Origin of the sequence: Massilia sp. W12 (assembly GCF_037300705.1) — a bacterium.
GTDB lineage: Bacteria > Pseudomonadota > Gammaproteobacteria > Burkholderiales > Burkholderiaceae_D > JACPVY01.
Genome location: NZ_CP147776.1, coordinates 2181706 through 2204307 on the forward strand (window position 1 = coordinate 2181706; position 22602 = coordinate 2204307).

16 protein-coding genes are annotated in these 22602 nt (G+C 58.8%); 2 read left to right on the forward strand and 14 right to left on the reverse strand.

Translation table 11 applies throughout. From position 1 onward, the window contains the following. Nucleotides 1-13 precede the first annotated feature (13 nt). The 6 genes from V8J88_RS08760 to fliF all read right to left on the reverse strand — a co-directional run bounded on the left by V8J88_RS08760 (nt 14) and on the right by fliF (nt 6934). Nucleotides 14-1549, reverse strand: coding sequence for a flagellar hook-length control protein FliK (locus V8J88_RS08760; protein WP_338849030.1), 1536 nt, complete (start codon nt 1547-1549; stop codon nt 14-16). Between the two features lie 14 nt (nt 1550-1563). Then, nucleotides 1564-2004, reverse strand: coding sequence for a flagellar export protein FliJ (gene fliJ / locus V8J88_RS08765; protein ID WP_338849031.1), 441 nt, complete (start codon nt 2002-2004; stop codon nt 1564-1566). A 69-nt stretch (nt 2005-2073) separates the two neighbouring features. Further along, nucleotides 2074-3447, reverse strand: a complete 1374-nt coding sequence (fliI, locus tag V8J88_RS08770) for a flagellar protein export ATPase FliI (RefSeq protein WP_338849856.1) — start codon at nt 3445-3447, stop codon at nt 2074-2076. A gap of 92 nt (nt 3448-3539) precedes the next feature. Then, the gene (fliH, locus tag V8J88_RS08775) at nt 3540-4229 is read right to left on the reverse strand and encodes a flagellar assembly protein FliH (protein ID WP_338849032.1); all 690 of its coding nucleotides are present in this window, start codon (nt 4227-4229) and stop codon (nt 3540-3542) included. Further along, on the reverse strand, nt 4222-5226 hold the full coding sequence (gene fliG / locus V8J88_RS08780; protein ID WP_338849033.1) for a flagellar motor switch protein FliG: 1005 nt from the start codon (nt 5224-5226) through the stop codon (nt 4222-4224). The genes fliH and fliG overlap by 8 nt, the downstream gene beginning before the upstream one ends. Continuing rightward, nucleotides 5219-6934 carry a flagellar basal-body MS-ring/collar protein FliF gene (gene fliF, locus V8J88_RS08785; protein WP_338849034.1) on the reverse strand — a complete coding sequence of 572 codons (1716 nt, stop codon included), beginning with the start codon at nt 6932-6934 and terminating at the stop codon, nt 5219-5221. Before fliF ends, fliG begins: the two co-directional genes overlap by 8 nt. A gap of 260 nt (nt 6935-7194) precedes the next feature. On the opposite strand from fliF, the gene fliE reads away from it, so the two are divergent. Continuing rightward, complete coding sequence (gene fliE / locus V8J88_RS08790) at nt 7195-7545, forward strand: flagellar hook-basal body complex protein FliE (protein WP_338849035.1); 351 nt, start codon at nt 7195-7197, stop codon at nt 7543-7545. 33 nt (nt 7546-7578) lie between these two features. Here fliE and V8J88_RS08795 read toward each other — a convergent pair whose 3' ends face one another. The 8 genes from V8J88_RS08795 to V8J88_RS08830 all read right to left on the reverse strand — a co-directional run bounded on the left by V8J88_RS08795 (nt 7579) and on the right by V8J88_RS08830 (nt 15830). Continuing rightward, nucleotides 7579-8334, reverse strand: coding sequence for a flagellar brake protein (locus tag V8J88_RS08795; protein WP_338849036.1), 756 nt, complete (start codon nt 8332-8334; stop codon nt 7579-7581). 34 nt (nt 8335-8368) lie between these two features. Further along, nucleotides 8369-8764, reverse strand: a complete 396-nt coding sequence (locus V8J88_RS08800) for an EscU/YscU/HrcU family type III secretion system export apparatus switch protein (protein ID WP_338849037.1) — start codon at nt 8762-8764, stop codon at nt 8369-8371. Beyond that, complete coding sequence (locus V8J88_RS08805; protein ID WP_338849039.1) at nt 8754-10031, reverse strand: flagellar hook-length control protein FliK; 1278 nt, start codon at nt 10029-10031, stop codon at nt 8754-8756. Before V8J88_RS08805 ends, V8J88_RS08800 begins: the two co-directional genes overlap by 11 nt. 8 nt (nt 10032-10039) lie before the next feature. Next, a complete protein-coding gene (locus V8J88_RS08810) occupies nt 10040-10366 on the reverse strand; it encodes a flagellar protein FliT (protein ID WP_338849040.1) in 327 nt (108 codons plus the stop codon). A 5-nt stretch (nt 10367-10371) separates the two neighbouring features. After that, nucleotides 10372-10851 carry a flagellar export chaperone FliS gene (fliS, locus tag V8J88_RS08815; protein WP_338849041.1) on the reverse strand — a complete coding sequence of 160 codons (480 nt, stop codon included), beginning with the start codon at nt 10849-10851 and terminating at the stop codon, nt 10372-10374. A 29-nt stretch (nt 10852-10880) separates the two neighbouring features. Then, nucleotides 10881-13553, reverse strand: a complete 2673-nt coding sequence (gene fliD, locus V8J88_RS08820) for a flagellar filament capping protein FliD (protein ID WP_338849042.1) — start codon at nt 13551-13553, stop codon at nt 10881-10883. Between the two features lie 271 nt (nt 13554-13824). Next, entirely contained in the window at nt 13825-14241 is a 417-nt protein-coding gene (locus V8J88_RS08825; protein WP_338849043.1) for a flagellar protein FlaG, read from the reverse strand. 131 nt (nt 14242-14372) lie between these two features. After that, nucleotides 14373-15830, reverse strand: coding sequence for a flagellin (locus V8J88_RS08830; RefSeq protein ID WP_338849044.1), 1458 nt, complete (start codon nt 15828-15830; stop codon nt 14373-14375). 662 nt (nt 15831-16492) lie between these two features. On the opposite strand from V8J88_RS08830, the gene V8J88_RS08835 reads away from it, so the two are divergent. Beyond that, nucleotides 16493-22438, forward strand: a complete 5946-nt coding sequence (locus V8J88_RS08835) for a heme utilization protein (protein WP_338849045.1) — start codon at nt 16493-16495, stop codon at nt 22436-22438. Nucleotides 22439-22602: the final 164 nt, after the last annotated feature.

The window sequence follows — 22602 nt, forward strand, 5'->3', positions numbered from 1 at the left end:
AAAGCGGGATGCTTTAAGCGAAGGTGTCCACTTCGCCCAGCGCGCTGCGATTGGCGCGCGGCAGCGCGACTTCATGCGCCACGCCATCCTCGCCCGGCTTGAATGACTGGCCATCGTTGCGCGAGCCGCCTTGCTGCCTGGCCTGATCCTGTTGGCCGGATTGGGTTTGCTGCGGCAGACTGGTCGAGACGCTGGAGCTGGTCAGCGTGACCCCGGCTTCACTCATCATTTCACGCAATTTCGGCATCGCCGTTTCCAGCGCTTGCGTCACTTCCGGCTGACTGGCGGTGAATTCCACACTGGCCTGATCTTTATTGATGTTGAGCACCACTTTCAAGGGGCCCATATCGGGCGGATTCAAGGTCAGCTCGGCGCTTTGTTTGCCGCCTGTGCTCATCCACACCAGTTTTTGTCCAACCGCCTCATCCCATCCCTCGCTGCCGACCTTGGGCGAGACCAATTCTTGTGCGGCGGCGCTGGCGACTTTAGGCGCCTGGCTTTCCATGCGCACTGGCGCGGCCCCTTGTTGCGGATTGATTTGCAGATTTTGCGCGCTGTTTTGCAGATCCGCCGCCGCACGCTGGCCGTGCTGGCTGGCGGCGGCCAGAATATCGCTCATTTTCGGCATGCCTTCATTCGTGCTCAATGCAGGCCGGGTGGCCGCCGATTGCTGTGGCGCCGCTTCCCCTTTTTCCATTTCCAGCGGCAGGCTGAAGGCGGCTTTGCCGTCCTCAGACTTGGGCATGCCCTCGCGCACTTGCGGGCCTTCGCTGCGCGCCAGCGCCGCCGGCTTGAGCAGGCGCGCCGGGTCTTGCGCTTCCTTGGCTTGTTGCAAACTGTCATCAAATTGCTGCGCCTGCTGCAGCTTGCCGCTATCGGCCTTGGCCTCATCCTGCTGCAGCGCGCCTTCAAGTTGGCGCTGGGTTTGCTCCAAGGCCGGATCGGCGCGCTTGCCTTGCAAGCTGAGATCGACTTGCTGCTCGGCCCCGGCATCCTGGCTGACCTGGGTGTTGACTGTGCTTTGATTGAGGCTGGCGACCAGGGCCAGCATATCCGCCGGTATGCCGGCCAGGGCGGCGGCGTCTTGCGCTGCCTGATCCTGGCTGGCTGCATCCGCTTTTGTGCTGGCGCCGGCTTCTTCGCCGGCTTTTGCTGTTCCGTTCTGCGGATTGGTTTCGCCTTTGGCTACGGCGGCGGCTTCGCCTGCGTCAGCCGCCTGGGCTTTGTCCTCGACATTGTTTTGCGCCTGATTGGCGTTATTGTTTTGCGTGGCGGCCGGCTTGGCGGCTTGCGCTTTGTCGGCTTGCTGCTGTGGATTTTTCGGCGCGCTGTGCGGCGTCGCCTGCGGCGTTTTCATGCCCGTGGCGCCCAGCGCGCCGGTGAAGTTGCCCAGATTGCCGGTTTGCAGATTGCTGCGCTCGCCCAGTTCGCGCGAAAGAATACGGTCAAATGAAAGCGGTAATTCACTGCTGCCGCTCTTATCGGTTTTCCGTTCGCTTTGCAGCGCATTGATGCCGGCGTTGGTTTGCTGGATGCTGGTGGTTTGCATGATATTGCCCATCCCTAACGTTGATCAAAGGCGCGCCGCGCCGCAAATTCATCCATTGCGCGTTGATCGCGCTTGTTTTCTTTTTGCACAGCGCGCTGCAGCGCGCGCTTATGCAGGGTTTCGTATGACAGGCGCTTCTTTTCCTCTTCCTGCCAGGCTTTTTTTTCCGCCTCCAGGCGCCGCTCAGCCAGCCGGATCACATCTTTTTGCCCCTCAATCGCGTTATCCAGCTTTTGCATAAAGGCCAGATAATTGGTGTAAGCCTGACCGCTGATGCCGTTGGCCCCGCGCGCTTGCATCTTGGCCACATAGTCGTCGCGATAGCTGTGCAGCATCTCCAGCTTTTGCTGCGCTTGCTGCACCGCTGCCGTGGCCTGCCCCAGCCGTTTGACGGCGGCGTCGGTTTTTTGCTGCGCCAGCTCGATCAAGGTTTGCAGTTGTGAATTAGTGGCCATCGGTTTGCCCCGGGCTGGTATTGCGTCCATGTTGCGTGCTTATATTATAGGCAGCGCAGCAGCCTTCAATCAGTTGAATAGCGAGGAGAGTTGCCCCAAGCTCTCCAATATGGGCACGCATTCGTGGATATCCTGCTGTAAAAACATCTCAATCTGGCCGCGCAATTTGATGGCTTGATCCAATACCGGGTCGCTGCCTGCGCTGTAGGCGCCGACGCTGATCAAATCGCGGCTGCGCTCATAACGTGAATACAGTTGCTTGAGTTTGCGCGCCAGCTGCTGATGCTCGGGGCTGGTGATCGAATGCATGGCGCGCGAAATCGATTGTTCGATATCAATCGCCGGGTAATGCCCGCTTTCGGCCAGCTGGCGATTCAAGACGATATGCCCGTCCAAAATCGCACGCGCAGAGTCGGCAATCGGGTCTTGCTGATCATCGCCTTCAGTCAGCACGGTGTAAAACGCGGTGATCGAACCGCCGCCATGGTTGGCGTTGCCGGCGCGCTCCACTAAGACCGGCAGCTTGGCGAACACCGAAGGCGGATAGCCCTTGGTGGCGGGCGGTTCGCCAATCGCCAGTGCAATCTCGCGCTGCGCCATGGCGTAGCGCGTGAGCGAATCCATGATCAGCAAAACATTCTTGCCCTCATCGCGGAAATATTCGGCAATTGCAGTGGCGTAGGCTGCGCCCTGTAAACGCATCAGCGGCGGACTGTCAGCCGGGGCCGCCACCACCACCGAGCGGCGCAAGCCTTCCTGGCCGAGAATCTGTTCAATGAATTCCTTGACTTCGCGGCCACGTTCGCCGATCAGGCCGACCACAATCACATCCGCCGTGGTGTAGCGCGCCATCATCCCAAGCAGCACGCTCTTACCCACGCCGGAGCCGGCGAACAAGCCCATGCGCTGGCCGCGTCCGACTGTCAGCATGGAATTGATGGCGCGCACGCCGACATCCAGAATCTCGCAAATCGGCGCGCGCTCTAAAGGATTGATCACGCGCGCATTCAAAGCCGCGCTGTAGCGCGAGCGCACCGGGCCCAGCGTATCCAAAGGGCGGCCGGCGGCGTCCAGCACCCGTCCCAATAATTCCCAGCCCACCGGCAAATGGCGCGCGCGGTCAGTCGGGCGGCGGCGCGGGTGATCGACCTCGCCCGGCCTGGGTAAAATCTGCGCCCCTTCCACCGGATGAATCCTGGCCCCGGGCGAAACGCCTTCGACATCGCTTTGCGGCATTAAAAACAATTTCTCATTTTCAAAGCCGACCACTTCGGCTTCGATGCGCCCGCCGGGAATCTCCACGCTGCAGGCGGCGCCCAATGGCAAACGCAAGCCGACCGCCTCCATCACCAGCCCGGCCACGCGCGTCACCCGGCCTGTGATGTGCAGGCTTTGCGTGAGTTGCGTCAGCTGTGCGCAGTCGTCCAGATAATGACGCCACATCGGCGTCAAGCGTGAGGCCGGCAAATGCTGGCGCGCCGCGCTCGCCGGCAAGTCCTGCGCACGCAAGCTGTGCGGTATGGGGTGTTGGCCGCTCATGCCAGCCAATCCCCGTCTTTACCCAGGGCGGCGGCAATCCTTTGCCAGCGCGTGGTGGCGCTGGCGTCAATTTGATTGCTGGGGGTGTCGATGCGGCAGCCGCCGCGCATGCACATCTCGTCTTCGATAATCAGCCAGCCGTTTTTTTCCAATTCATCGCCCAGCTGAGCGTGAATCAGGGCGGCGTCATCCGGATGCAAAATCAAATGCGCCGGCATTTGCACTCCCGGCAGATATTGCACCGCTTCCTGAATCACCGGCAACACCAGTTCCGGCTTGACCTGCAAGGCGGTCTTGAGCATGGCTTTGGCAATATCGAGCGCCAGATCCAGCAAATCATGTGCGATGTTTTGATCCGCCTGCGCAATGTGGCGGGTGAAATCCTGCGCCAATTGTTGCAAATAAGCGATTTCAGTTTCCGCGCGCACCCGGCCCTCATTCAAGCCGACCGCCATGCCTTCGGCGCGGCCTTCACGCAAGCCCTGATCCAGACCTTGCGCATGACCTTGTGCAAAGCCTTCTTGCAAAGCCAGTTCGCGGATGCGCGCGACTTCTTCCTTGCTTGGCATCGGCACGCGCGCTTTTTCCTCCGCCGCAATGCGCGCCAGCGTGCTTGGGCGGTTGTCGCCAAAGTTGTCGAATTGCCAGCGGCGGAAATTACCGCTTTTGTCAGACGGATCAGACAAAAGAATCCTCGCCCTTTCCGCCCAGGACTATCTGGCCTTCGTCGGCCAACCTGCGCACAATCTGCAAAATCTGTTTCTGTTGCGATTCCACTTCCGACAAGCGCACCGGGCCTTTCGATTCCAGATCTTCGCGCATCATTTCCGCCGCACGCTGCGACATATTCTTGAAGATCTTGTCGCGCAAATCCTGGTTCGCGCCTTTCAAGGCGATAATCAGCATGTCCGATTGCACTTCGCGCAACAGCAACTGGATGCCACGGTCGTCGATGTCGATCAGGTTTTCAAACACAAACATCTCATCCATGATCTTCTGCGCCATGTCATTGTCATAGTTTTTGATGTTGTCCATCACCGATTGCTCGTTCTCACCGCTCATGAAGTTGAGAATCTCAGCCGCCGTGCGAATCCCGCCCATCGAGGATTTCTTGATGTTCTCATTGCCGGACAGCAGCTTGGTGAGCACGTCATTGAGTTCGCGCAAGGCCGATGGCTGCACCCCGTCCAGGGTGGCGATACGCAACATGACGTCATTGCGCAAACGCTCGGTGAATTGCTGCAAAATTTCGCAGGCCTGATCGCGTTCCAAGTGCACCAAAATGGTGGCGATAATCTGCGGGTGCTCGTTTTTGATCAATTCGGCAACCGACGGCGCATCCATCCACTTCAAGCTCTCAATCCCGCTGGCGTCCTTACCGCCCAGAATGCGCGACAACAGCACGCTGGCCTTATCGTCGCCCAGCGCCTTGGTCAAGACCTGGCGGATGTATTCATCGGAATCCAGGCCAACTGTCGAATTGAGTTCGGTTTGCGCAATAAAGCTCTCCAACACTTCCACCACCTGCTCATGCACGATGCCGCGCATCTTGGCCATTTCCGCGCCCAGCTTCAAGACTTCGCGCGGCGACAGATATTTCATGACCTCCGAGGCTTCAAATTCACCGATGGCCAGCATCAGAATCGCAGCCTTTTGCACCCCCGCTGCGTTGCTATCACTCATTTGTGCCCATCCATGTCTTGATCACGTTGGCGACAATTCGCGGCTCTTCCTTGGCCATATTCTTGGCCATTTGCAAGTTTTCGCGATACCCCTGGTGCAGCTTGGCTTCCATTTCCTGCAAAGCGGTGCGCTGCTGCACATCTTCTTCAGTCTCTTCAGGCTCCGGTTCCGGCTCCGGTTCCGGCTCCGGTTCCGGCTCGGGCGGCGGCTTGGTGTATTCATCAAATTTGCGCATCAGGGGGCGGATCAAAGGCACCAGAATGCGGAAGAATAAATACGCACTGATCAATATCACCAGCGCCCATTTCAACGCCATGCTGGCCATGCTGATGTATTCCTGATTTTTCCACCAGGGAATCGGCTCCGGCACCGGATCGGGCTTGTCCACGCCGTCAAACGGCGTGTTCGAGACGCTGATTTTGTCGTTGCGCTTTTCTGAATAACCGACCGTCTCGCGCACCAGCTTATTGATTTCTTCCATTTCCGCCGGGGTCAGCGGCTTGATGGTGACTTTGCCGTTTTTGTCCACGATGCGGCGGTAATTCACCACCACCGCCACCGACAGACGGCGCAATCCGCCCATGGCCTGTTGTGAATAGCGTACCGTTTTATCGACCTCAAAATTGGTGGTCAGATCTTTGCGCGAAGGCCCGGTGCTGGTATTGGTGGTGTTGACGCCTGTTGCGCCGGGCGGCTGCGTGACCGGGGCTGTGGCCGGTGTCGGCGGCTGATTGCTCAAAGCGCCCGGCACGCCGGCTGCAGGCCCGGTTCCGGGGCCGCTGGACTCGCTGCTTTGCTGGCTGCGCACGGCAGCCTTGTCCGGCGGCTGGTTCGGACGGAAGGTTTCGTCGGCCTGCTCAATTTGCGAAAAATCGACATCCGCAGTGGCCTCGGCGCGCACATTATTGGGGCCGACAATCGGCGTCAAAATCGACTCGATCTGTTTCACAATCGAGGCCTGCAGCGCTTGCACGTATTTGAGTTGATTCGGGTCCAGCACCTTGCCGTTTTTGCCATTGTCAGAGAGCAGGGCGCCGTTTTGATCGACCACCGTGACATTCGCCAGCGGCAGCTCGGGCACGCTGGAAGACACCAGATGCACGATGGCGTTGACCTGGGCGATATCGAGCGCGCGGCCCGGATGCAGATTCAGCAAGACCGAGGCGGTCGGTTTTTGCTGTTCGCGCACAAACACGCTCGGCTTGGGCAGCGCCAGATGCACGCGCGCCGATTGCACTTGCGCCAAAGACTGGATCGAACGGGCCAACTCGCCTTCAAGCGCGCGCTGGAAATTGACCTGCTCCAAAAACTGCGAGGTGCCCAGCTTTTGGTTTTCCATCAACTCAAAGCCGACATTGCCGCCCTTGGGCAAACCCTGCGAGGCCAAACGCAAACGCACATCATGCACATTCGCCGCCGGCACCAAGATGGCCGTACCGCCTTCAGCATATTTATAGGGAATATTCATCTGTTGCAAAGCTGCAACAATTGCGCCGCCATCGCGGTCATTGAAGTTGGCAAACAGGATTTTATATTCGGGTTGCTGGCTCCATAACCAGACCCCGGTGAGGATGGCCACCGCCGCCGCGCCAAAAATGGCAAGGAAGAAATTACGCCCGGTTGGCGTTTGCCAGAAGCCGCGCCGCTGCTCAGCGGCAGCCGCCGCCGCTTCCTGCGCTAAATCTGCTGTTTCTTCTGCTGCCGCCATATGCTTTCCTGCTGTGAATGATTGGTTTGCGCCAGGCTTTCACGCGCCCCCGGCATCATGCTTTTGCAGATTATGCCCGCACGCCACAAACCGCAATGCCCTGAAAAGCGGCCCCTTTGGCCGTGTGCTCACAGACTTGTGCGCGCCGCCGTGGCTTATTCTGTCATGGCTTGATCTTGTGTGCACGCCGCTGCGCAAGAAGATCGGCGCAGATGGCGGCCACTGCAGCAAAGGACGCAGCCATGATCGGGGAGCCGAAAGTGAAAATCGGAGGATTGGGCGGGATCGATCCCGCACACGCGCAAAACCTGCTGTCGCAGCTCAAGGCGCAAGCCACGCCGCCATCGATGCGTGTGGCCAAGCCGGAAGTGGTGCAGGAAAGCACCAAGGTCAGTTTTTCAGATGCGCTCAAAGCGCAATTGGATCAGGTCGCCGCAGCGCAAACCAGGGCGCGCGAATTGACCCAGGCGTTTTCCGCCGGCGACGAGAATGTCAGCCTGTCAGACGCCATGATCGCTTCGCAAAAAGCCGGGATTGCATTCCAGGGAACCGTGCAGGTGCGCAATAAATTGCTCACCGCGTATCAGGAAATCATGAATATGCAGGTGTGATCGGCTTGTGCAAACGGGGCCGCAGCCCCGTTTTTAAGCCAGACCGTTCAGACGGGCATTGCGTTCCCGTTCAAGTTTGGTGATGAATTTTTGCACCAGTGCGGACATTTGGCGCGACAGATTAACAAATTGACAGCCGATGCGGCGATTGACTTTGCCATTTAGTAATTTCTGCTCCATCGAACCGCGCACTTCCAGCGTCACCACCACTGTCCCCACATCTTTCAAATCAATGCGGCAGTTTTCATAACGCCGGCCTATGGTGTTGTCGAGCACCATTTTTTCATCCGTGATGGCGATGCCGCCGCCGCTGATATCCGTGAGCGGGAAATTTTGCACCCCGCCCAATTCATCCGGCAACGTGATCACGCAACGCACCGGATTGGTGAGCGGCGTTTCGACCCGGTACAGATCACGCCTTTGCAAGCGGATCAGACTGTCAGGAATCGGAAACGACAGCGCCGGGCGGCCCGCATATTCAGCCTCATACACGCGGTCGCACCAGAACAGAATACGGATTTTGTCGAGCGTGGTTTCAAAGCCCAGCCTGCGTGCGGAAATGATGCGTTGATTTTGATCGCGGCTGACTGCGCAATCAATGATGACTTCCTCTTCATCCACGTCCACGTCAAGAATGGAAGTGACTGCGACATCGGCTTCGCCATTGATCAGCAATCTCAGCAGCTGGTTTTTCTCACCGATCGATCGTAACAGAGCGATGATTTCGCGCCGGGATTGGATTTGATAGTTATGCCAATTCTCGATATCGGATACGTGTTTATCTGGCATCTGTCAGTGTAGAAAAGTGTAATGGCGCTTTGTCTTATGGGCCGGTTTTCTCAGTTTCCGCCTGACGCGCTTGACGCAAATCTTCAGGCAGATCATCTGGCAGCGCAGGCGGCGCCGCCTCAATATAGCCGGGGGGCATCGCTGTCCCTTTGCTCTTGGCCTCTTCTATATGATATAGCCAGGCCAACAGTTCTGCAACCGCACGGTATAAGGCTGGTGGAATATGCTGGTCAAGCTCGACTTGCATCAATAAAGCCACCAATTCGCGCGACTCATGCACAAACACCCCATGTTCGCGCGCCCGCGCAATGATTTGATCCGCCACCAGACCGCGTCCCTTGGCCACCACTTTAGGCGCGCTGGCCCCGGCCTGATACGCCAGGGCGGCGGCCGATTTGGGCGGCACGCGCGGCGCATTTTCATCGTTCATGCGTACTCACCGATAAAGAGTCGAGCGGCGAACCGGCGGCGCCCAAGGCCTCAGCCAGCGCATCAGCATGCGCGCGCAATAAAGAGGCCACGCCTTCATCACCGGTCTGCACCTGAATATGCACGCGTTGCCCGAGTAAATGAATGTTGGCGGAAATCTGTCCCAGGCCGGGAAACGCAAAGCGCACCATGCTCTGCCAGCTTTCCAGCGGCGCGCCGCCCTGGCCGCCGGATTGCTGCTGGCTGTCTTTGCGCACTTCCCATTCCATTTTTTGCCCCGGCCAGATTTCACCTTGCCAGCGCGCATTCTGTTGCTCAAGGCTGTGCAATTGCAGATTCACCAATTGCGCAAATTCCAGCCGGTTGGGATCCTGCTGCCCGATTTTGTCCGGGTTTTGCATTTGCGGCTCGGCCATCAAATCGCTCAAGGGGCGCTTGCCATCCACCCATTGCGCCACATGCGATTCATAAAACAGGCCGCTTTTATTGAGCGTATCGGCCAGGGCGGTGGCGACTTGCTGCGGCGGATTTTGCGGGTCCGCCACAATCGCACTTTTGCCTTGCAAAGCGCTGGGCGCGCCTTCGCGTTGCGCCGCCATTAAGAGTTGATTGATTAATTTTCCGGCCTGCGAAAACGAGGCATTGCTGGCGTGACGCGAGGGAGGAGGAGGGGCTTGCATATCCGCCAATAGCGCGCCATCTTTGTCAATCGCGCCTGTGCTGGCGCTTTCTTCACTGCGGCTGATATCAAATTCGGGGCGGTACATCGAACCGATTTGAGTGAATTTTTGCGCCAGACGGTTATTGGCAAGCGGCGCGCCAAATGCCAGTGCGGTTTGTTGTTGCGTGCTGTCCGGCGCATCTTCCGCGCTGGCTGGAGGGGATTGCGGCGTAGTGGGGCGCTTGTTTTCGACTTCTTCCTGCACCTCAGTCGAGAGCGCGACAATGGCGGCGGCGTTTTGCTGATTCGCCTCAGAACCCAGCACAAATGTCGGGCGCGGCTCAATGCTGACTAAGCGCATCGGCAATTTATCGCCGGTCTTGGTTTCCGCCGGCAACTGCATGCGCGCGGAAGTCTCGCCAAACTTGACCATATAACTGCCATCGGTCAGGCGCGACATCACTTCGCCCACTAACTGCTGCCCCAGCATGCGCTGCAAAGCGCGTTGATAGAGTTCTTCACGTGCATCATTGAGCGCGGTAACCGGGCGCGCAGGATCGACCGGCGCCAGCTGCCTGAGTCCTACTCCATCGCCGCCGGGCAACATATGCGGCCTCAACCGGTACGGTAGGCGTTAGTCAGCTTGCGCTCCATCCCGGTATGATTGATCAGGGAGGCCAGTTTGGCCATCCAGGGTTCGGTCAGATTCCGGATTTCGCGGTCATCCGCCAGTATTTTGTGAATGATCTGCACTTTGCGCGCACGCAAGGGGCCGCTCAAAGGCTCCGGCGGCTCGCCATTGCGCAAAGTCTGCACATGCGTGCTGCAGAGTTCTTCAAGTTGCGTCAATCTGTCCCATTCGCCGGCGCGCGCCGCCGCCAGCATCTTGCCGGTGATGTCCGACACCAATTCATATAAAGTAATGATTTCTTGGCTGTTCATGCTTATCACGCGCTCGCATAAGGGTTGGACCGTTGCTTGACGCCATCATACGGGGATGTCGCCACTTTAGCAGGTTCAGGCAGTTTTGCGTTGACTGAATCGCCGATTTGATCCCAGGCGGTTTTTAACTCAGTCAACAGACGATGCACTTCTTCCAGGATTTCCGGCTGATTGCGCAAATTCGCCAGCAGTAAGCGATTGCCCATGTATTCATACAGCGAGTCCAGACTCTGGGCAATCTCCTGGCCGGCTTTTTTGTCCAGCGAGGCGCGCAAACCGCTCTCGATAATCATCACCGCTTTGGAGATGGCTTGCCCTTTGGCGGGTATATTGCCGGCTTTCATATGCGCAATCGCCTGTGCGATTGCCACCATCGCCCCTTCATACAGCATGATCACGAGGCGATGCGGCGTGGCTGCCGCCACCCCCGTCTCTATGCCGATATTGGCGTATGCGTTGGCGCCTTGTTGTGCTGATCCGAACATCAGGCTTTCTCCCCAAAAAATAGCATCGCTTACTTGGTGTTGTTGGCAAGCGAAGCCAATTGCTGTTGCAAGTACTGACTGGTTGAATTCATACGGCTTAAAGTCACATCAAGCGCGGTGAATTGTTTGCGATAACGTTTTTCCGCATCACTCAAACGGTCATTTAAACGATCACGGGTTTTCTCCAGATCGGTGACGCTGGCTTTCAAACCGTCCGAGCCGTTGGCGATCAAACCTTTGTTGCCAAGATAACTGCTGGCCAGGGTATTGAGCTGGAACGCATAGCCTTGGGAGAAACTGATTGTGCCGCGCGCCCCGGTATTGCCGCCTGTGACTTCAATCTTCAAACCTTCTGCATCGGCCCCGACGCCGCCGGTCAAAAACTGACCCGAGCCGGTGGCGGCCACGCCGCCGATCGAACCAGCCACATCCGCGCCATCCGTGCTGGTGCTGCTGCCCAGCACTTCTTCGACCGTGCTGCCGGTCAGATTGGCGATGCTGATATTCGATACAGAACCGTACTTGCCCGACTTGATTTCCATCAAGCCGTCATCATTGATGCTGGCGCTGACTGATGCGCCGGAACTGCTGAAATTGCTCGCGCCATTGATTGCCGACTGCAGCAGCGAGGCCAAATCGCTTGCGCTGTATGTGCCAGCCGGAATCGCGACGCTGGCGATGGTGCTGGAACTTGAGGGCGATGTGCCGTTCAATGTCACGCTCCAGGCGGTGCCGCTGGCGATGGTGATGGATTCGCTGCGTAAATCCCGGCTGCCTTGCAGCTTGCCTTGCGTGGCCAGCGAAGTGATATCGACCGCATACGTGCCGGCCTTGGTTTTACCGCTCGAACTGGTGTAAGAAACCAGGCTGTCGCTGGCGTCGCCGATTGCCGCAAACAAGCCGATGATGTCTTCATAATTGCTGCTCATGGCTGAGCTGAGCTTGGCCGAATCCAGGGACAGGCTGCCATCTTTTTGGAAGGCGATGCCGATTTGCGACAGATTCGACAAACTCCCGCTCAAACCCGGAATTGCGGTCGATAACTGCTTTTTGACCTGGGTCTGAATTAACTGCGCAGTCGAGTCGCCCAGCAGCGGGCCGGCTTTCTTGGTCGCCGGATCATAGGAAATCAGGCTTTTAACCGTGGTGTTGAACTCGTTATACGCTTTGACAAAGGCTTGCACCCCGCTTTTTACGCCGCCGGTATCGCGCGCCACGGTCAAATTGGAAGTCCCGGTCTTGCTCACCGTCAGACTGACCCCCTGAATCGCATCCGTCACGGTATTGCTGTTGCTGCTGACCTCAATGCCGTTGACTGTCAACTTCGTGCTTTGCGCGGCGGAAATTTGATTCAATTTTTGCGTGCCGCCCGCGTCATAACTGAGCAAATCAGAAATTGTGGCGTCCGGGCTGCTGCCGCCAACATCGATTTTCAAGGTGGAACTGGCCCCGCTCTTGGTCGAGGAAATCACCAGATGATAGGGATTGCTGCCGGAACCATCCGAAATAATCGAAGCAGAAACACCGATATTGGCCTTGTTGATGGCGTCGCGGATACCCTGCAGTGAATTATTGCTTGAATCAATCGTCACCGTGCCAATGCTTTGATTCGCGTCGGCGGCAAAGCTGCTGCCGATATAGCTGCCGGCGGCGCCCGCGACCAGACCCGCCAGCGTGGCGTCATTGCCGGCCACCGTGATCGGCGTGGCGCTGCTGGACGCCAGCGTCACGCTGGCGGTGGTGGTGACTGTGGAGCCGCTGTTGGCGCTGCCGCTGTTGCCGATGCCGCCGGTGACTGTGCCCGAGATTGTTTCCGCCACCGTCAGATTTGCGCCCTCGGCGCTGAAAAATTGCAAGCTGCCGTCAGCGGCGTTGCCGCTGAAAGTGATATTCGCCGCCGCCAGCGCATTCGTGACGGCATTTGTGCCCGCCAGGGTGGCGTCCAGGCTGGCCGCTGTGACGCCGCTGCCGGCGCCCACGCCGCTGGCCTGGCTGGCGATTTCCACCCCGCCCACGCTCAGACTGTAAGTGCCGCTGCCGCTGGTGTCGATATCGCCGAATGTACTGGCCCCGCTGTTTCCAAACAGCGTCGCGCTGGTGGCGGTGGTGGAGGCGGTGGCGGTTACTCCGCTGGTGCTGGATTTTGCGTTAATCGCCGCCGCCAGCGCTTTCGCGCTCTTGGTGTTGCTGTCAGTACTGATGGCCACGCCGTTCAAACTCAAAGAACCGTCGGCAATGCCATTGCTGGCCACCGTGGCTGACAGATTGCTGCCAGCAATGCCAAACACACCGCCGGAAACTGTGCCGAAGCGGAAGGTGAGGGTGGTGCTGCCGCCGCCGCCAATCGCCGCTGTTGTGCTGGCTTTGCCGGCGGTGGCCAGGGCTTGCGACTGCGCCATTTGTTTGACATTGATGGCGTAAGAGCCGGCCACTGCTTTACTGGTCGCGCTCGCGCTCAACACCGCGCTGTCGCTGGCGTTGGCGGAGACCGATTGATAGGTCGCCTGATTTGATAAACTGCTCAAGGAAGATTGCAGGCTGGTGACGGCGCCGTTCAAGCTGCCAAGGGCGCTGATCTTGCCCTGCAAGGCGGTTTCCTTGGCATCGAGCTCTTTGAGGGGCTGAGCCTCGACCGCCATCAGCTTGGAAATCAAGCCGTTGATGTCGAGGCCGGAGCCAATGCCGGGGGAAGAAATGCCCACTTCAATCTCCTGTTTCAGAATGCTTCATTATTGTGGATTATCGGCATTGGCAAACCTGACTTTAGAGGGGAGAAAGCCTGCTTTTTCCTTTTCTTGACTGCTTTTTGCGTTATAGACGATTTATTGTGCAAAAGACAGAGTCAGGCCTCCGCCTGAGCGCTAAATGTGGAAAAAAGAGGTGAAAAGAGGAAAATCGGGCGTAAAGAAGCGCCTCTGCAGGCGCAAAGCATGCAGTCAAGGCGTTTGCCAACGCGAGCGCGTCAGGCGGAGTTCAGGCTTTTTGCTTAATCAATAAACCATGCACATTGTCCAAAGCCTTGGCGATTTCCAGTGCTTCATCAGAAGGAATCTGGCGTAATATTTCCTTGGTCTTGCGGTCCACCACCTTGATCACGGTGATGTTGGTGTCATCGTCAATTTTAAATTCAATATCCTGAGCCAGCGACTGCAACTGCTTATTGATATTTTTGACAGCCTCGTTCAACTTTTCCGGCGCAATCGCCGACTTGTTTTTTTCTACCGCCTTGTTGCTGTCAGCCGGGGTGGCGGCGTATTTTTCTTCCACCGCATTCGACGCATTGCTGGCAGCAGGCTGGGTTGTGGCCTGCGGCGGAGCGCCAGCGCGCTCATTGCGTTCGGCATACACCTGCCTCGGCTGAGCATTTGCGCCTATCGATTGGATATTCATGATCTACATCCTTCGCGAAAATTCCCCGGACGGAACCAGTCCGGCCAGGGAACCCTTCAACTTGAGTAATCCGCGTCTTTCGACGTTTATCCGGCGCCGCCGCCCAAGGCCGCGCCGCCGGTTTGCGCCGATTAACCGCGCAACAGCGACAATACGCCGTTGGGCAGAGAGTTGGCCTGCGCCAACATCGCTGTACCGGCCTGCTGCAGGATCTGGCCACGGGTCAGTTTTGCTGTTTCCGAGGCGAAGTCAGTATCCTGAATCCGGCTGCGCGATGCAGACAGGTTTTCAGACGTGGTTTGCACACTCACAACCGCGCTTTCAAAACGTGATTGCAATGCGCCGTAGGTAGCGCGCTGGCCATTCACTGCCGCCAAACCGGAGTCCACAATCTTCAGTGCGGCTTGAGCGCCGGACACGGTTGAGACGTCAACCGTCGAGATCGTGTTGAGGGTGGCGGAAGCGCCGGTGAAGTCAGTTGCAGTAATCGTGCCGCCCACAGCAAAACCCTTGTCAGAATTCAAACGCACGTAACCGATCGAGGTGGTGGAGTTGGTCGCGCCGCCGGCCACGGTGTAAGCCGCGCCCTGATTCGTGCCATCCGCCGCCAGGTTTTGATTGTCAAACGAAGCGGTTGCGTTCGTGCTGTTATTCTGAATCGAGATGTTATTGCCGGTGGAGTTGGTCAGGATGATGCCGTTGCTGGCGTCATTGATCTTGGCCGACACGCCGGTTTTGGAAGAAGCGTCATTGATCGCCGACACTGCAGCAGCCAGACCGCCGCTGGTGTTGGAGGTCACAGCAAAGGACACGTTGGCCGCAGTTGCGTTGTCCGAGGTGATCGCCAGAGAATAAGATTCACCTGCGGTGAAGCTCAACTGGGTTTTGGTTTCGGCGTCCGCTGTCACACCGGTCACTGCTGCATAGCCGTTTACAGTGGCGGCCACTGTTTTTGCAGTGTCCGAGGCTGTTACCGTCACAGACTGGGTGGACAAACCTTGAATGTCGAACGTGCCGGCAGTGTAAGCCACTGCAGCAGTATCGCCAGCCGCCACGCCATTGGTGCGGTATTCATTATTGCCGTAGTTATTGGTGCGGAAGTTGGCGGTGGTGGCGGTAATGGTCTGGCCGGCATTCGCGCCGACTTGGAACTGCGCCGAACCAAAGCTGCCGTCGAGCAATTTGAGGCCGTTGAATTCCGAAGTTTGCGCAATACGGTCGGCTTCGTTCAAGAGCTGACCGACTTCAGCCTGGATCGCTTTACGGTCGCCGGCTGAGTTCGTCGCATTCGCGGATTGCACCGCCAGTTCGCGCACACGCTGCAGAATGTCGCCGGTGGATTGCAACGAGCCTTCAGCAGTTTGCAGCAGCGAGATACCGTCGTTGGAATTGCGCTTGGCCTGATCCAGACCGCGGATTTGCGACGTGAAGCGTTCGGAAATCGCCAAGCCTGCAGCGTCGTCTTTTGCACTGTTAATACGCAAACCGGAAGACAGCCGTTGCAAAGAAGTGGACAGGGCCGATTGCGAGGTGTTGAGGTTGCGTTGTGCATTCAACGACGAGATATTGGTATTAATTACTGCAACCATGGTATTTCTCCTTTGATTGTCTTGCTATTGGCCTGCAGGCCAGCTTCGACCTTGGTCTGCCTCTGGCGCTTCGAGGCACTTAAACCGCAGTTGTACCGGGTATCGGATCGTCTTGTGAAAAATTGATAGCCGCCAGCAAAGAAAATTTTTTTATTCCGCTCTCAAGTCCTGCGCCTGATGCACGCTTAGACGGCGCATCCTGGCAAAACTTTAGGGTTAAAAAAAGAAAAAAATGCGCGAAGGAGAGCGTTTTTTTTCGTTTTTTTTCTTCCTATTTATTAAATGCCTGCTAGCATTGTTTCCGTGAGGAAATTTTTATTCACGCCGCACAGCCTTTATCGGCACGCCAACAGTGGGAGTTGATGTGCCGGGAGTTGTGGAAATTTATCCACAAAGAAACGTGTCCCGGAATGCGGAAATAATTGTTAACAAGTGAGATTTTCATGCAAAACAATTTGCACTCCGGCCTAAAGTTCGCAAGAACACAGACGTTAAGAAGGCAAGCGCAGTCTCGGCTGAAGTTGTGAAGGCAGCGGCAGCAAGAGTATTCGGTAGGGCGGTGAGCCGGGAAGTGAGTAAGGACCGTTTCCTGTAGCCCCTTGTTAAACGGGAACTATCTAGTAGTACCAAGGAGAAGAAAAATGGCCTCAATCTTGGATGGGATGACAACATCACAGATCGCCGAGCTGACCACCGCCCAGATCGCAGCTCTGGGTACGAGCGATTATGCAACGATGTCCACCAGTCAGGTCGGTGCACTGACCACAACCCAGATCACAGCAATAAAAACAGCACAGATTGCGGCGCTTTCCAGCGCAGGGATTTCCGCGCTGACCACCTCGCACATTGATGTGCTCTCCACCAGTCAAGTGAATGCCTTCCGCACCAGCCAGCTGGCCAGCATGGGCACTTCGCAAGTGGTGGCGATCACAACCACCGATCTGGCCTCGATGCGGACATCGCAAATCGTCGCCCTCGGCACAACCAATATCGCCGAACTGGGCACCTCGCAAATCAGCGCGCTGACCACCAGCCAGACAGCGAACCTGACCACAGGTCAAGTCAACGCCCTGGGCACCACGCAAATTGAAGCGATGGATACGGCAGATGTGGCAGCCTTGCGCTCGGCGCAGGTGGCGGCGCTGGGAACCAGCGCCGTTTCCACGTTTACCACCAGCCAATTCCAGGCATTGAGCACCAACGCTGTCGCGAATATGGGCACCAGCAATGTGGCGGCGCTGACCACCACACAGATTGACGCCATCCTGACCCGTCAATTAGCGGCCTTGACCACCGCCAGCGTGTCCAATCTCGGCACCTCACAATTAGTGGCCATCAACTCCGGCGCCATTGCCGCCTTGACCACCGCACAATCCGCAGCCTTGGGTTCGACCCAGGTTGAAGCACTGACCACTGCCCAGATCGCAGCGATGGAAACTGCCGACATGGCAGCCGTGAATTCGAGCGGCATCGCCGCCCTGGGCACCAGCCAAATCGATGTCATGACCACGGCGCAGACAGCCAATCTGCGCACGGCGCAATTGACCGCCCTGGGCACCACGGCAATCGCCGCAGTCACCACCTCCAATTTTATGGTGTTGGGCACCACGGCAATCGCCGCCCTGGGCACCAGCGCAGTCGCTGCGCTGACCACCTCGCAAATGGAAGTGATGAAGACATCGCAATTTGCTGCGATGCGGACTTCGCAAATCGTCGAATTGGGCACCAGTCAGTTTGCCGCAGTCGGCACATCAAATATCGCCGCGATACGCACGGCGCAGATTGCGGCGTTGGGCACAACAGTTGTTGAGAGTTTGTCAACGAGTCAAATAGCGGCGCTGACGACAGGTGCGATAGCGAGTATGGGAACATCCAATGCGGCGGCGCTTGGCACCACGCAAGTTGATGCATTACTCACCCGGCAGGTGGCTGCGTTTACGACGAGTCAGTTATCAAACCTGGGAACTTCCGCTGTCGCCGCCATCACCACTGGCGGCATTGCCGCTTTCACGACTGCGCAGGCTGCCGCACTCACCACCTCCCAGGTGGAAGCGCTGACCACCTCGCAAGTCGGGGCGATGGAAACCGCCGATTTTGCTGCGCTGAACACATCCAATATCGCCGCGCTGACCACATCGCAGATTGATGTGCTGACCACGGCGCAAGTGGCGAATATGCGCACCTCGCAAGTGGTGGCGCTGGAAACCTCGGATCTGGTGGCGCTGTCCACTTCCAACGTGGCCGAAATCAGAACCACCGGCCTGGCGGCGATGGGCACCACGCAGGTGGTGGAATTGACCACCAGCCAGATTGCCGCTTTGCGCAGCTCGCAAGTGGCGGCGATGACCACTACCCAGGTGTCCTCGCTTGGCACCTCGCAAATGGCGGCGATGGAAACCACCGATGTGGCGGCCTTGCGCACCGCGCAAGTCGCCGCGCTCGGCTCTTCTGCAGTCGCCGCGCTTGACACCAGTCAAATCACGGCCTTCGGCTCCAGCAGCATCGCAGCCCTGTCCACCACCAGCGTGGCAGCCCTGGGCACGACTCAGATTGACTCGATGCTGACGCGCCATGTGGCGGCCTTCACCACCTCGCAAATCACCTCGCTGGGCACCACGCAATTTACCGCGATTGGCACCACCGCGATCAGCGCCTTGCGCACAGCGCAAATCGCCGCCCTCGGCACCACGGTGGTCGAAGCGATGACTTCGAGCCAGTTTGGCGCACTGTCCACCAGCGGCCTGGCCGCGATGGGCACCAGTAATGTGGCGGTGTTGGGCACCACGCAAGTGGATGCGATGACGACTGCGCAGGCAGCCGGCTTGCGCACCGCGCAAATCGCCGCGCTCGGCACCTCGGCGGTGCAGGGTTTGTCCACCTCCAATCTGAGCGCCTTGCGCAGCAGCCAGGTCGCCGCCTTGGGCACGACTGCGGTGGAAGCGTTGACTACCAGCCAGATCGGTTCGCTGCGCAGCTCGCACATCGCTGGCATGACCACCGGTCAGATCGCCGCCCTGGGCACTACGCAGTTGGTGGAAATCAACACATCCGGCATCGCCGCGCTGCGCACCGCGCAAGTGGCTGCGCTGGGCACCACGGCGGTCGAAGCGCTGACCACCACCCAGATTCAGGCGCTCACTACCGGGGCTATCGCAGCACTCGGCACCAGCAATGTGGCGGCTTTGGGCACGACCCAGATCGATGCCTTGCTGACCCGTCAGGTGGCGGCTTTGACCACAGCTGAATTGAGCAACCTTGGCACCTCGGCAGTGGCGGCGATCCAAACCTCGGGTGTGGCAGCCTTGACCACTGCGCAGGCGGCAGCGCTGACCACCAGCCAGGTCGAAGCCTTGACCACCAGCCAGGTGATGGCGATGGAAACGGCAGACTTTGCCGCCCTGGGCACCTCGAATATCGCAGCCTTGGGCACCAGCCAGTACGATGTGCTGACCACGGCCCAGGTGGCGAATATGCGCAGCGCGCAAGTGGCGGCGTTGGAAACCTCGGATCTGGTGGCGATCTCCACCACGAATCTGGCGGAAATGCGCACCAGCAACCTGATTGTGCTGGGCACTACAGCCTTTGTCGAACTGACTACCAGCCAGATTGGCGGCCTGCGCAGCTCGCAAGTGGCGGCGCTGTCCACCACCCAGCTCAATGTGCTGACCACCAGTCAGGCGGTGTCGATGGAAACCACCGATGTCGCGGCCTTGCGCTCGACGCAGGTGGCGGTGCTCGGATCTTCTGCCGTGGCGGCGTTTGACACCAGTCAGATCACAGCCTTGACCACCAGCGCTGTGGCGGCCTTGTCCACGACCAGCGTCTCCGGTCTGGCCACCACCCAAATCGACGCCTTGCTGACGCGTCAGGTGGCGGCTTTCACCACCACCCAGTTGACGACCCTGGGCACGACGCAATTCGCCGCGATCGGCACCAGCGCCATCAACGCCTTGCGCACCGCGCAAATCGCCGCCCTCGGCACCTCGGTGGTCGAAGCCATGACTTCCAGCCAGTTTGGCGCACTGTCCACCAGCGGCCTGGCTGCGATGGGCACCACCAATGTGTCGGTGTTGGGCACCACTCAGGTGGATGTCATGACGACGGCGCAGGCAGCCGGCTTGCGCACTGCGCAAATCGCCGCGCTCGGCACCTCGGCGGTTGAAGGCTTGTCCACCTCCAACTTGAGCGCCTTGCGCAGCAGCCAGATTGCGGCCTTGGGCACCACCGCCGTGACCGCGCTGACTTCCAGCCAGATCGGTTCCTTGCGCAGCTCGCACATCGCCGGCATGACCACGGGTCAGATTGCCGCCCTGGGCACTTCGCAGCTGGTGGAAATCAACACATCCGGCATCGCCGCAATGCGCACCGCGCAAGTGGCGGCCTTGGGCACCACGGCGGTCGGAGCGCTGAGCACTACGCAGATCCAGGCGCTCACCACAGCAGCTATCGTGGCGCTGGGCACCAGCAATGTGGCGGCCCTGGGCACGACGCAAGTCGATGCCTTCCTGACCCGTCATGTGGCGGCGCTGACCACTGCGGCATTGAGCAATATGGGCACCTCGGCTGTGGCCGCAATCCAGACCTCGGGTGTGGCGGCCTTGACCACGGCGCAGGCAGCCGCGCTGACCACCAGCCAGGTTGAAGCCTTGACCACCAGCCAGGTGATGGCGGTGGAAACGGCGGACTTCGCGGCCTTGGGCACATCAAATGTGGCGGCGCTGACCACCTCGCAAGTCGATGTGCTGACCACGGCGCAAGTGGCGAATATGCGCACCGCTCAGGTGTTTGCGCTGGAAACCTCGGATCTGGTGGCGCTCTCCACGGCCAATGTGGCGGCGCTTACCACCGCCGGCATCGCGGCCATGAGCACCACGCAAGTGGTTGAATTGACCACCAGTCAAATCGAAGGTATGCGGACTTCGCAAGTGGCGGCCATGACCACCACCCAGGTTTCCTCACTGGGCACCTCGCAGATTGCGGTGATGGAAACCAGTGATGTGGCGGCCTTGCGCACCGCGCAGATCGCAGCTCTGGGCACTTCGGCGGTCTCGACTCTGGGCACCAGTCAGATTCAAGCACTGGGCACCAGCGCCACGGCGGCGATCACCACCTCCGGTATTGAGTCGCTTGGCACGACGCAGATTGAAGCCTTGTTGACGCGTCAGGTGGCGGCCTTCACCACCAGCCAATTCACCGCGCTGGGCACCAGCCAGGTGGTGGCGATAAGTACGGCCTCGATTGCAGCGCTGCGCACCGCGCAAGTGGCGGCCCTGGGCACCTCGGCGATCGAAGCCCTGACCACCTCGCAAATCCAGGTGATGACCACCGCCGCCTTCGCTGCGATGAACACCTCGGGTGTGGCGACGCTCGGTTCGACCCAGGTTGATTCGATGACCAGCGCGCAACTGGCCGGTCTGCGCACCGCGCAAGTGGCGGCGCTGACCACCACGGCGGTGGCGGCAATCGCCACCAGCAGCCTGGCGGCGATGAGCTCGACCCAGATCAATGCGCTGGGCACCACCGCCTTCGTCGAACTGACCACCAGTCAGATCGAAGCGCTGCGCAGCTCGCAAGTGGCGGCGCTGTCCACCACCGCGATTGCAGCCTTGACCACCAGTCAGGCGGTCGCGCTGGAAACCATCGACCTGTTGGCGATGCGCACCTCGCAGATTGTGGCGATTGGCACCTCGGCGCTGTCGAACTTCACGACCAGCCAGATCGCGGCGATGTCCACCCGCCAGGTGGAAGCGCTGACCACGACGCAGATTGCAAATCTGACCACAACCCAGATTTCCTACCTGCAGATGGGTACGCCGGTGGTGCTGGATGTGAACGGCGACGGGGTCATGACCAGCAGCATCTCCTCCGGCGTGCAGTTCGATCTGTTCGGCTCCGGTCAGGCAGTCGCCACCGGCTGGGTGGATAAGAACGACGGCTTGCTGGCGATGGATCGGGATGGCGACGGCATGATCAGCAGCGGTACTGAGTTGTTCGGCTCGGCCACCACCCTGTCCAACGGTCAGAAAGCGCATGACGGTTATCAAGCCTTGCGCGATCTGGATCAGAACAAGGATGGCGTGATCGATAAGAATGACGCCGCCTTCGAAGATCTGCGCGTCTGGGTCGATGGCAACGGCGACGGCGTCAGCCAGGCTGGTGAAGTCAAGAGCCTGGAAGCGATGGGCATCGCCAAGATCAACACCCATGCCGATAAGGCAGCGGTGAAGAACAACGGCAACTGGGTGGGCTTGACCTCAAGCTACGAAACGGTTGACGGTAAGAGCCATGCCACCGCCGACGTCTGGTTCGTGGCCGACAAGAACGGCAAGGCTGACACCTTGCGCGATCAGGTCAGCAGTCTGGCGCAAGGCATCAGCGGCTTCCAGGAAGCGCTCAAGGCCGGCGACACCGCCAAGCTCAATCAATTGCTGCAAGGCAGTGAAGTGAGCAAGACCCTGGCGGCCAACCAGCTCAGCGTGGCGCAAATGGTGGATCTGCTCAAGCAGTTCGATGCCGGCAAGTCGCATCAACATGCTGCGGTGGATCTGGGTAATAAACACGAGCTTGATAACCCGTTCGCCAAAGGCATCCTGGGTATCAAACACTAAGGCATAAAGCGGTGCGGCTGCCAGGCTTCGGGCAGCCGTGACGGGTTGGCGGCGCTGTGCAAGCAGCGCCGCCTTTTTCTTTTGGAGCCGTCAAAAACGCAGCGCCCGGCCTTGCTGCGCAGAAATACCATGCTTTGTCCCATGTATTCCCATCTTTGCAAGCT

Coding starts and splice junctions, on each gene's coding strand:
- fliG (WP_338849033.1), bottom strand. CDS start 5,226: ATGAGTGATAGCAACGCAGCGGGGGTGCAAAAGGCTGCGATTCTGATG.
- V8J88_RS08810 (WP_338849040.1), bottom strand. CDS start 10,366: ATGAACAGCCAAGAAATCATTACTTTATATGAATTGGTGTCGGACATC.
- V8J88_RS08760 (WP_338849030.1), bottom strand. CDS start 1,549: ATGCAAACCACCAGCATCCAGCAAACCAACGCCGGCATCAATGCGCTG.
- fliF (WP_338849034.1), bottom strand. CDS start 6,934: ATGGCGGCAGCAGAAGAAACAGCAGATTTAGCGCAGGAAGCGGCGGCG.
- fliI (WP_338849856.1), bottom strand. CDS start 3,447: ATGTGGCGTCATTATCTGGACGACTGCGCACAGCTGACGCAACTCACG.
- V8J88_RS08800 (WP_338849037.1), bottom strand. CDS start 8,764: ATGAACGATGAAAATGCGCCGCGCGTGCCGCCCAAATCGGCCGCCGCC.
- V8J88_RS08835 (WP_338849045.1), top strand. CDS start 16,493: ATGACAACATCACAGATCGCCGAGCTGACCACCGCCCAGATCGCAGCT.
- V8J88_RS08795 (WP_338849036.1), bottom strand. CDS start 8,334: ATGCCAGATAAACACGTATCCGATATCGAGAATTGGCATAACTATCAA.
- fliJ (WP_338849031.1), bottom strand. CDS start 2,004: ATGGCCACTAATTCACAACTGCAAACCTTGATCGAGCTGGCGCAGCAA.
- fliS (WP_338849041.1), bottom strand. CDS start 10,851: ATGTTCGGATCAGCACAACAAGGCGCCAACGCATACGCCAATATCGGC.
- V8J88_RS08830 (WP_338849044.1), bottom strand. CDS start 15,830: ATGGTTGCAGTAATTAATACCAATATCTCGTCGTTGAATGCACAACGC.
- V8J88_RS08825 (WP_338849043.1), bottom strand. CDS start 14,241: ATGAATATCCAATCGATAGGCGCAAATGCTCAGCCGAGGCAGGTGTAT.
- V8J88_RS08805 (WP_338849039.1), bottom strand. CDS start 10,031: ATGTTGCCCGGCGGCGATGGAGTAGGACTCAGGCAGCTGGCGCCGGTC.